Origin of the sequence: Halanaerobium sp. ST460_2HS_T2 (assembly GCF_003337665.1) — a bacterium.
Taxonomy (GTDB): Bacteria; Bacillota; Halanaerobiia; order Halanaerobiales; family Halanaerobiaceae; genus Halanaerobium; species Halanaerobium kushneri.
The window spans coordinates 1-10,568 of record NZ_QPJF01000049.1 but is presented as its reverse complement, the minus strand read 5'-3'; the positions used below and the strand labels follow the sequence as shown (position 1 = coordinate 10,568).

Sequence of the window (10,568 nt, the reverse complement as noted above, 5' to 3'; positions counted from 1 at the left end):
CAATAAAATATTTTATTTTTAAAGATTGAAATGATTTTTTAACGGCAAAAATCTAAAAAGAACTACTTTAACTTTTTACTTGCCGAATTCAAGTTGAATATTAAATTTCCGAAAATCAATTTAGATAGAGAAAAAACTCAAATTGAATTTACAGACAACAAAAACATTCAGCAAGATGACGAAGAAGAAAAGGAAGTTTTGAGCATAACTAAATGGAGAAGTGCTGAACAACAAGTTTGTAAAATATTAAATTATAAAAATTATAATGTAAAGGATGTTAGTAAGCAAAATTTAGGCTTTGATATTGAAGGTATTGATCCTGATGGAAATGATATTTATTTTGAAGTTAAGTCAGTGGATAATTTTGGTCAATCTTTTATAATAACAAATAATGAATGGTCTGCTGCAAAAGATAAAGGGGGGAAATATGTTATTACAATAATTAAACAGGAAGGTAATAAATTAAAAGTTGCTTTCTTAAAAAATCCTTTGAAAAAATTAAATATGGATAGAAAATGTAGACAATGGGTCTGGGAATGTACCAATTATTCTTTTGATACCCAAGTTTTTAAATTATCTAAAAGTTGATTTAAATATTTTAAGAGGCATAGTGCTGTTACTCCCATTGGCGTATCGTTCGCACCTTATATCTGAGTTGGAGTTGGTTTTCTGATACGCCTTATATAATACTCAGCATTTTCTATTTCCAAGACTTCATAGACACCTATCTTATTGTGTTATTCTAAAATTAAGAAACTGAAGGAGGTTAATTATCTTTAATAAAGCACATAAATATAGTTCATTCTTAATACTATTATCTATTTTATTATTAGTATTAGTAAATAGTACAACTGCTTATTCAAAGTCTTTTGATTTTTCTTTATCAATATCTCCAAATATCCCTTTTTATCATGATAGTCTTGAAGGAGATTCTGCAACTTTTGAGGATGGATATGGAGATACTTACTATTTTTCAATGGATCCTTTAAAAGAATCTACAAAATCTAATGAGATAATCCTTTATAGTAACTATACAATTAATAAATTAATTTTTAGCTTTGGATTGGGGAAAGGTATGCCTAATGATGATAACAGCTATAAATTATATGATATTGGTGGTGGTTTAATTCTATTTGATAATGATAAAATTAGATTAGACACTAAAGTTTATTATGAAGAAATTGATTATGAATTTAAATATGATGAATACGGTTCGGCTTGGCCTGGAGACCCTGGTTATTATACAGGAGGAAGCTTTATAGATCCTGGAACACCTATTTATGCTTCTTCTTTAGGAAGTGGCTTTAAATATAAAGTAAGTTTGTCATATAAAATTTCAGAGAGATCCAATCTAATTCTAAGTTATAACATAAGAGACATTAAATTTGATGAATTACACACTACTTATTTAGGAGAACATGATTTAAACTTTGATGCTTCTGGCTCTTATTTTGAGATCAGTTATAATTTAGAGATATAAAATATTATTTGACATTTACAGGAGGGTTTTAATTGAAAAAAATACTTATTATTACTTTAATTTTAATATTAAGTTTAAGTTTGGTAGTTGGCTCCAGTCAAAGAAAAGTAAGCAAATCGAAGTTGCAAAATAGAAATGGAACCTACTACATAGTCAATGAGACAGAACCATTTACAGGAAAAACCATAAAATATTATCCTAATGGTCAAGTTGAAGAAATAATTAATTTTGAAAACGGAAAAAAGCATGGAGAAACAATAAAATATTATGAGAATGGACAACTTAAACAAAAAATATCCTATAAAAATGGGGAGAAACACGGAGAATCCCTTATATGGATCTATTCTAATGGTCAGGTTACATCAAAACTTAATTATAAAGATGGAGAAATAAATGGAGAAAGAATAACTTATTATCCTAATGGACAGATTAAATCAAAAACTAATTTTAAAATGGGAAAAGAACATGGAGAAGCTATACGATACAATGAAAATGGTCAGGTTAAAGAAAAAGTTAATTACAAAAATGGAAAAATTAAAGTATCACCTGAAAATTTACAGTTTAGAATAGAAAACAAAAAATCAGTGATCATTACAGATTTTAATTTTGATATAGAAGATAAAAATATTATTATCCCTACTCATATTGATGGTGTTGAGGTAAAATCAATTGGCGATGGAGCTTTTAGTAGAGAAGTTTTAGAATCAAATGTTTTGGAATCAGTAGATATTCCAACCACCGTTACATCGATAGGAGATAATGCTTTTAGTGGGAATGATTTAACATCAATAAATATTCCAAATAGTGTTACTTCTATTGGGAAAGCCGCTTTTAAAGATAATAACTTAACTTCAATAAAAATCCCAAATAGTATTACCTCTATTGCTGATGAAGTTTTTATGGGAAATGATTTAACATCAATAAATATTCCAAATAATGTTACTACCATTGGTAAAGCTGCTTTTAAAGATAATGATTTTACAACAGTAAATATCCCTAATAGTATTACAGCAATTGGAGAAGAAGCTTTTATGGGAAGTAAGACAAAATTAGATTTTGAAAATAAATTAACATCACTAATTCTTGGAAATAAAATAAACTCTATTGGGAATAAAGCATTTGCATATAATGAATTAACCTCAGTAGAGATACCAGATAGTGTTACTTCTATTGGCAAGGATGCTTTTAAGGCAAATAATTTGAACTCATTAGATTTAGGAAATAGTGTTATATCAATTGGTGATGGTGCTTTTAGTGAAAATGAGTTAACATCAATACAAATACCAGATAGCGTTACTTCCATTGGTATGGCTGCTTTTTTTGATAATAATTTAACCTCAGTTGATTTAAGTAATAACGTGACTTCAATTGGCGATTTTGGATTCCAGAAAAATAATTTAAAATCAGTAGAAATACCAGATAGTATAAATTCGATTGGTTTTTTAGTTTTTGCTTATAATAATTTAACATCGATAAAAATCCCAGAGAATTTAACTTCTATTAGTATGGGAGCTTTTGCTTATAATAACTTAAGATCTGTAGATCTAGGAAGTAATGTAAAATATATTGAATCTACCGCTTTTAAAGATAATGAATTAACTACAGTAGAAATTCCAGAAAGTGTTAGAACTATCAGGGAGGATGCTTTTGATGAAGATGTTGAGCTTATTGGTTGGTAAGTTTAAAATTAGTAGAGAATTTTATAAAGCTGTTTCATCTATTAAAAAGGATAATTATTATAATAGGAATTTAAACTTAATTTTACTAACACAACAAAATATGTATTAAGGTGTATTGATTAAAAGTGCTGACATTCCCTGAATATTAGTGATGTTGGTGCTTTTTTGTTATTTTTTTATCCATTAATACAACAAATTGTATTTAATTTTACAGTTAAGTGCATTATAATGTATATAGAATCTTTAATTTTTTCGCTCCCGTGAGAAGTGATCACTTTCCAGAAAGGTTATTATTTAGAGTAAATTTTAAAAAACTATCAACCACAAGAAAGGAGTTTTGTTGATGAATAAAGTTGAGCCAATTCGCGACAAAGAGAAGATTGAAGAGGTGAAGATGGAACTTCTGAAGGATAACTACAGAAATTATTTACTGTTTGTACTTGGAATAAACACTGGTGTGAATGTCAAATAATATTTTACATTTTCGTTAAATAAGATTTTACACCTAAGATTTTCCAAAAATGGTTTCTCTGTGAGTCAATCTGTAGCTGTCGCCATCTAAATTGATGATTTCGCACTTATGAACTATGCGATCTAAAATTGCAGCTGTAATGGCCTGATCACCTAATAATTCACCCCATTCAGTTGGTCCTTTATTAGAAGTGATAATAATTGAAGTCTGACCATACAATTTGTTTATTAGCTGGAAAAAGAGGTTAGATTCATGCTTTTCCATGGCCATAAACATAATGTCATCAATAATTAAAAGATCACACTTTAAAACTCTATTGAGTTTAGTTTTAGAAGACCTAATCATTTCAGCAGTTTTAAGCCAGTAAATTAAGTCACTAATGCCTGCAAATATTACTTTATAGCCTTCGTTAATGGCATGAATGCCCAGACCAATACTAAGGTGAGTCTTGCCCAAACCGCTGGGTCCAAGCAGGACTATATTGTAGCCCCGCTCAAGCCAGGATAGTTCTTTAAGCTGGTTAAACTGTTTTTTAGATAATGACTGCTGTTCTTCAAGATTAAACTCAGCCAGAGTTTTATACTCTGGAAATGCTGCCTGTTTTAGATATTTTTCCAGTCTGGCTGCTTCTCGTGCTTCAATCTCCTGATCCAGTATGTACTCAACCAGTTTCTCACTGGAAAAAGAGTTCTCAACAGCATGAGATATGATTTCTGATATATTCTCAGAGGCGTTTTTTAACTTTAAAACTTTAAATTTATCTTTTAGATTTGTAATTGTGGTTGTCATTTATACCTCCAGTTTTAAGAATCAAATATCTTTTGATACACATCAAGGTCTCTTACTGCTGGTTTAGCAGCAAGTTTAGCTTTATCTTTTTCATTTAAGGCTATATTATCAGCCACCAGTAAAATGTTATCATCTTCAACTTTAATTTTTTCTTTATCATAGAAATTGATAACATCTCTAAAATCACTGGCACTGTAGAGTTTTTTGCCAATACAGTATTCTAGTGCTTTAACAATAGTTTCAGGCTCTTTAGCCTCTAAAGCTTTATCGATTACCTGTAGTTGATCTCTGATATATCTGGGCTTTTCTTTTCTAATTCTGCCAAGAAATTTACTGGCTTTATCATTATCAGGAAAGAGAGAAACTATCTTTTCTATCAGTTTATCAATATTATCAGTTTTCTTTCTGCTGTGATCACTATTTTTAGAAAGATTACCTTTAGTTTTAAATATTTTATGTTCCGCCAGTTTGGCTGTACTTTCAAAATCATATATCAGGTATTTATCATTGTCCTCAAGCACTTTAACATAGCTGTCAGGCCCATGATAGGTACCTAAGGGAACAGAATATCTGTTACCTTTTATCGGAATGGTATTGTCTTTTCTCACCTGATAGGTTATACTTAAGTCAGAAGAATTATTTTTAATTTTTTCGGATACTGGCTTCAGGTATTTCTTTTCTACGGAGAATACCTGGGCTGGTATTTTTTTCGTTGTGCCGTGCTTTTTACCGTTGGCACGGCGTTCAAGCCACTTTAGACAATCCTCATTCCACTTCTCTAAATTGATAAATGTTCGATGTGCTGCAAAGTTATTTTTAGCGTAACCAACAACATTTTCAATGCGTCCCTTCGATTCTGGATCAGAAGCTTTACACATATATACTCTAAATTTTCTTTCAAGCCTGTAGGAAGCAAATTGATGAGTGTAAATTAAATCACCATAGTTTTCTTTGTAAAGTATTAAACTGTCCTGATCATAGACCGCCTCTGCAGGAATTCCTTCAAAGTATTGGAATGCATTTTCATGAACTGCTACTACATCAGCTGTAGTTAGTGGCCTATCAAACCATTCTACATATTTGAAGCGAGAATGGGAAAGTACAAAAGCAATGAGATACAGTTTAACTCTTGTTATTTCATCTGCTTTGTAGACCCATTTTTCACCCATATCAACCTGCATTTGCTGACCCATTGGTGGATCTTCAATTGCCTCATAGTCTCTGGTGTATTTTGATTTGGGGATATCATGTTTTTTTCTTAAATATCTGACATAGTTTCTGAGAGTACCTTCAGTAAATCCAGGATAGCCTCTAGCCAGTTCTTCAATCTTATCATATATTACGGACGAGAGAATGTCAGGATGTTTTTTAAGCCAGTTTAAGATTTCATCGTGATATTCATCTGCCTTTTTAGCTCTGGTATTCATTGACTGAAGTACCTCTTCAATTTCTTCCAGAGATAAATCATAGTATTTATTAAGTGTTGGCCGACTAATTTCAAGCTTTCTTGCGATCTGAGATTTATTTAACCCCAATTCTTTTAATTGTGGAATTTCTATATGCACTTTATATCCATCTTCTTTGCTCAATATTTCTGCCTCCTCTTAGGATTATTTAAAGAATATTATATCCTAAAAGAGCAGATTATGGTACTGGATTAATTTGACATATTTGCCAACTCAAAATCTCGGGCTTTACATTATCTAGCAATATCCGTAAAATCTTATTTATCGTTTTTGTAAAATCTATTTTATCATCTACAACTGGCCTTAGAATTAGTGATATGCTTAAACTTAAAGTTCAGGATGTTAGAAATCAAACTCACATCATTTTAAAGGAGCAGAAAACTGGTAAATCGAAAAAATTCTTCATTAATTCTGTGTTGAGGAATGCCCTGGATGATTATATCACCAATATGGCGGACCATGAATATTTATTTCAGAGCAGGAATGGGACCAATCAGCCGCTGTCCAGAAGTCAAACTTATAGAATCTTAAGTTCAGCAGGCAGAAAAGTTGGATTAGAACATATTGGTAATCACAGCACAAGAAAAACTTTTGGGTATTGGCACTATAAGCAGCATAAAGATGTTGCACTGCTGCAGCAGCTCTTTAATCATTCAGCTCCAAGCGTTACATTAGATTATATTGGTGTTAATCAGGATGTTATGGACAATTCAATGAAGAACTTTTCTTTATAAAAAGGGGGGCTTAGATTTGGAATATGATGATATTATTGATTATGAAAATGAAAGCACGAAATTAGACTTTAAAGCCGTTCAATATTATGGCAATAAACATGAGGCTCTATTAAAAGATGTTATGTCAATGGCTAATGCTGATGTTGAGGGGGAAAAACTTATTGTTGTTGGGGTAAATCATAAAGCTAATGGAGAAAGAGATATTGTTGGTATTGAAAAAGAAGATTTTATAGATTCATCAAATTATCAACAATTAATAAGAAAAAACATAGAACCTTATATTGAGATTTCTTATGAACCTCATAAGTATAATGGTAAAAATGAAGAAGATAACGGTAAATTAATAGGCATTATTAAGATTAAAAAATCTGATAATAAGCCTTATATGATGAAGAAAAAGTATGAAGATTTAAATCAAGGAGACTGTTTTGTTAGAAAAGGGACTCAACAAGATCCAATGACAAGAAATGATATAGATAAAATATTTGAGAATAAAACTTCAAACAATTTTGAGGATAATATTAAGATTGGTTTCATAAATACTGATTATTCTAAAAAAGTTAAATTACCAGCTTTGGAAAAAGAAGAATTACCTTCTGATAGAGCAGCTAAAAAAATAAAAAAAATATTAGAAGAGAAAAGAAACTCAGAAGATATTCTTGGTAATAGTGGATTTGGTGATTTTAATAAAATGATGGAAGGGTACAGGCATACCTTTTCCTCTGCTCCTTATGAAGTTCGAAGTATTGAAGAATTAGAGAAGAATTTAGAAAATGTAAAAGAAACTTATAAAGATAATGATATTTACGAATTATTTAACAGATCATATAGTATAAACTTTGAAATAATAAATGAAGATAGTGCATATATTGAAGATGTAATATTTAAGTTGATAATACCTAAAGAAGAAGGATTGTATATATTTCATAAATTTTATGAAAAACCCAATAATAGTTTGCAATCACAGATAACAAACCTGTATTATCCAAATGATAGTATTAAAAATTATCCCAAGATAAATTTTAAAGAAGATAGTAAAGTTATAGTAGAGCAGGATGTTGGAGAAATAAAACATCATAGGTATAGTACTATTTATAAAGAAGCTATTAGAGTATGGATTAACTCTACTTTGAGTGGTAAAACTATAGAGTTAAAAGGAATATTGTACGGCAAGAATTTAGCTGAACCAATTGTAAAAAGTTTCTTTATTGAGATTAAATGATTTGTCAATGACGTGATTATTCTAACTCCTTTATTTTATTATTAAGAATTATATATAATTAAGTTCATAAACTATTTTTCTAATTATTATTTGTAGAATTGAACTTGATTTTTAAAATAATAAGATATACAATAAAATTAATCTGTGTCTCAGTTTTAATAAGATCTGTGTCTCACTACCAAAAAAAGAACAGAGCGAAAAGGGTATCATAACTGATTTGACAGTATTCATAGCGATTCACCTTTCGGGGTTATAGCTCAGCTGGATAGAGCAACAGATTCCTAATCTGTAGGCCGGCGGTTCAAATCCGCCTAACCTCACCATTTATAATTTATTATATAGAATGATTATGATAGGACCAACCATTAATTTGGCTGGTCTTTTTCTTTAGCAAAATTATGTTTTGACACTCAGGTTATTAAAGTAGTATTATAATGTTAGTTCGGGAAAGATTTTTGCTGATATATTTTTGTATATGGGAGGTGTTAGTTATAATTTCCAGATTTATTGAATTTGTAAAAAAACCAAAAAGATCAATAAGAAGTAGAATAATAAGTATTTTTATGATTATTATTGTCATTTTAAATATTGTTTTTTTTCTTTCCTTTATAAGACGGGATAGGGAAATAGAGATTTATCAAAATAACGTTGATGTTAATTTTAAACTGAATCAACTTTCACTTAAAATCACCGAAAACTCGCGTCATTTTGATCTATTTTTTCAGGAGAGAAATGAAGAAAATCGAGAGTTATATCAAAATTCGCGGAATGAAATAACAGCTCTGATGAAAGAAATAAAAGATGAAATTAGTCGTGATCCAAAAAGCAGGACTTTTTATAGAAACTTAAATAATATGCTTGATTATCATGATCAATTGGCTGCAGATTTATTTAACAGTCGTGTTTTAAATCAGAGTACCTATCAAAAGCTTACTGATATTGATACACTATATTCTTATATGAGCAGTCATACTCAGAATTTAATAAATTCTTATCTTGCTTATCATAGTAGTAATTATGTCAATTTGCTGGTAGATACTCAGAACAGGACAAAAACTATTTATGCAGTCGTTATTTTAATTAGTATAGCTGTATTTATTTTTGCTGTTTTAATGTCAAATAGTATTCTCAATACAATTGAAAAATTATCCTCAGCTGCTCGTTATCTTTCGCTAGGGCACTGGGAGATTGAAGATATTAAAGAAATTAATTATCGGGAACTTAATATTTTAGGACAAACTTTCAATTTGATGAAAAACAATATTAGAAATTATATTAAAGAATTAAAGGAAAAATCAGAACTTGAGAATAAATTAAATCAGGAAAAAATGGATAATATAGAAAAAGAGAGGCTGTTAAAAGAATCCCAACTTTTAAATCTGCAGATGCAGATGGATCCTCATTTTTTATTTAACACTTTAAATACAGTCTCCAGAACTGCAATGTTTGAAAATGCGGCAGAAACACAGAATTTAATAATTGCAATTTCTAAAATAATGCGTTATAACCTTGATCACAAAGGTAAGTTAGTTGAATTAGAAAAAGAAATCGAGGTTTTAAAAGCTTATCTTACTATTCAGGAAACAAGATTTAAGGAACAGATGGATTTTGAGATATATACAGATGGGGATTTAGAACAGATTAAAATACCTCCGATGATAATTCAGCCTATTGTCGAAAATTCAATTATTCATGGACTTGCTGATACAGCTTCGGAAGGTAGAGTTTTAATAGAAATTAAACGATTTGCAAAAAAGGTAGAAATTAAGATTAGAGATAATGGAATTGGTATAGAGAGTGAAGAACTAAGCAAAATATTAAATGAAGAGCCTCAGAACAGTAAAAAAGAGGAAAGAGAGAGTCTGGGCATTTTAAATGTAATTAAAAGATTAAAACTTCATTATGGAAAAAATTTATTAAAAATAAATTCTAAAATTAACCAGGGGACTGAAGTAGTTATTGAGATACCGATTAAAAATTCATAAATAACTTACTTTAATTAAGATTTTTTAAGTTTAAAAGGAGGGAAAGATGATAAAGTTATTGATAGCAGAAGATGAACATCTGGAAAGAAAAGCAATAAAATTCTTTATAAATAAACTTTATAAAGAAGAGATTAGAATAGTTGCTGAGGTTAGTAATGGAGAAGAAGCTTTTTTTCAAGCTTTAGAAAAAGATGTTGATCTGGTTTTGATGGATATAAAAATGCCCAAACTAAATGGTCTGGAAGCAGCTGAAAAACTAAAAGAAAAAATACCAGGAATTGAGATTATTATATTAACTGCTCACAGTGAGTTTGATTATGCACAAAAATCAATTAAAATCGGAGTTAGTGATTATCTTGTTAAGCCATATGTAGAAGCAGATTTTAAAGAAGTTATTGACAGTGCTCTTAATAAAATTAAAGCTAAGAAAAAAGAAAATGAGAAAGAAAAAGAACTGCTGGAAAAAATCAAAAATATTTCTCCAGTTTTAGAAAAAGAAATAATTTTAAATATAATTTATAATACAGAATCTTCCATAAATAACTTTTTAAAACACACCAGATTGCTTGGTATTAAGGCTGAAAATTATCTTTTTATAACTTTTAATTATCAGGATCAACATAAAATTAATACAGATTTATATAATTAAGCGAATTTCATAATACGCTTAATTTAGTTTAATTCAAAAAAATATTGTCTGCGAATCATAAAAATAAGCCTTTTAATTTGAATTTGAAGATT

General features: G+C 29.4%; 10 protein-coding genes and 1 tRNA gene. 9 read left to right on the top strand and 2 right to left on the bottom strand.

Annotation, left to right across the window (positions count from 1 at the left end):
- Window positions 1-93 precede the first annotated feature (93 nt).
- The 4 genes from DFR80_RS14605 (at window position 94) to DFR80_RS15510 (ending at window position 3,631) form a co-directional block, all read left to right on the top strand.
- The gene (locus tag DFR80_RS14605; RefSeq protein ID WP_114490434.1) at window positions 94-588 is read left to right on the top strand and encodes a DUF3883 domain-containing protein; all 495 of its coding nucleotides are present in this window, start codon (window positions 94-96) and stop codon (window positions 586-588) included.
- 388 nt (window positions 589-976) lie between these two features.
- Entirely contained in the window at window positions 977-1,480 is a 504-nt protein-coding gene (locus DFR80_RS14600; RefSeq protein ID WP_114490433.1) for a hypothetical protein, read from the top strand.
- Between the two features lie 32 nt (window positions 1,481-1,512).
- On the top strand, window positions 1,513-3,159 hold the full coding sequence (locus DFR80_RS14595) for a leucine-rich repeat protein (RefSeq protein WP_114490432.1): 1,647 nt from the start codon (window positions 1,513-1,515) through the stop codon (window positions 3,157-3,159).
- Between the two features lie 343 nt (window positions 3,160-3,502).
- Complete coding sequence (locus tag DFR80_RS15510; protein ID WP_255417072.1) at window positions 3,503-3,631, top strand: hypothetical protein; 129 nt, start codon at window positions 3,503-3,505, stop codon at window positions 3,629-3,631.
- A 33-nt stretch (window positions 3,632-3,664) separates the two neighbouring features.
- Here the strand turns inward: DFR80_RS15510 and istB are convergent, their stop codons facing one another.
- Together istB and istA are read right to left on the bottom strand one after the other, a co-directional pair.
- Window positions 3,665-4,420, bottom strand: coding sequence for an IS21-like element helper ATPase IstB (gene istB / locus DFR80_RS14585; protein ID WP_114490431.1), 756 nt, complete (start codon window positions 4,418-4,420; stop codon window positions 3,665-3,667).
- A 14-nt stretch (window positions 4,421-4,434) separates the two neighbouring features.
- Complete coding sequence (gene istA / locus DFR80_RS14580; protein ID WP_114490430.1) at window positions 4,435-6,009, bottom strand: IS21 family transposase; 1,575 nt, start codon at window positions 6,007-6,009, stop codon at window positions 4,435-4,437.
- An 80-nt stretch (window positions 6,010-6,089) separates the two neighbouring features.
- Here istA and DFR80_RS14575 point away from each other — a divergent pair, with 80 nt between their 5' ends.
- The 5 genes from DFR80_RS14575 (at window position 6,090) to DFR80_RS14555 (ending at window position 10,476) form a co-directional block, all read left to right on the top strand.
- Window positions 6,090-6,620 (top strand): tyrosine-type recombinase/integrase, encoded by a 531-nt coding sequence (locus DFR80_RS14575; protein ID WP_369862825.1) that lies wholly within the window; start codon window positions 6,090-6,092, stop codon window positions 6,618-6,620.
- Window positions 6,621-6,636: 16 nt separating this feature from the next.
- Window positions 6,637-7,842: a helix-turn-helix domain-containing protein gene (locus DFR80_RS14570; protein WP_114490428.1), complete on the top strand. Its 1,206-nt coding sequence runs from the start codon at window positions 6,637-6,639 to the stop codon at window positions 7,840-7,842.
- Between the two features lie 246 nt (window positions 7,843-8,088).
- Window positions 8,089-8,165 (top strand) — tRNA-Arg (locus tag DFR80_RS14565).
- 240 nt (window positions 8,166-8,405) lie between these two features.
- Window positions 8,406-9,827 carry a sensor histidine kinase gene (locus DFR80_RS14560; RefSeq protein WP_158537739.1) on the top strand — a complete coding sequence of 474 codons (1,422 nt, stop codon included), beginning with the start codon at window positions 8,406-8,408 and terminating at the stop codon, window positions 9,825-9,827.
- 46 nt (window positions 9,828-9,873) lie between these two features.
- Window positions 9,874-10,476 (top strand): response regulator, encoded by a 603-nt coding sequence (locus DFR80_RS14555; RefSeq protein WP_114490426.1) that lies wholly within the window; start codon window positions 9,874-9,876, stop codon window positions 10,474-10,476.
- Window positions 10,477-10,568 lie beyond the last annotated feature (92 nt).

Bases quoted from the DNA above. Each gene is read 5' to 3' on its own strand.
- DFR80_RS15510 (WP_255417072.1), top strand. From the start codon at position 3,503: ATGAATAAAGTTGAGCCAATTCGCGACAAAGAGAAGATTGAAGAGGTG.
- DFR80_RS14560 (WP_158537739.1), top strand. From the start codon at position 8,406: ATGATTATTATTGTCATTTTAAATATTGTTTTTTTTCTTTCCTTTATA.
- DFR80_RS14600 (WP_114490433.1), top strand. From the start codon at position 977: ATGGATCCTTTAAAAGAATCTACAAAATCTAATGAGATAATCCTTTAT.
- DFR80_RS14555 (WP_114490426.1), top strand. From the start codon at position 9,874: ATGATAAAGTTATTGATAGCAGAAGATGAACATCTGGAAAGAAAAGCA.
- istB (WP_114490431.1), bottom strand. From the start codon at position 4,420: ATGACAACCACAATTACAAATCTAAAAGATAAATTTAAAGTTTTAAAG.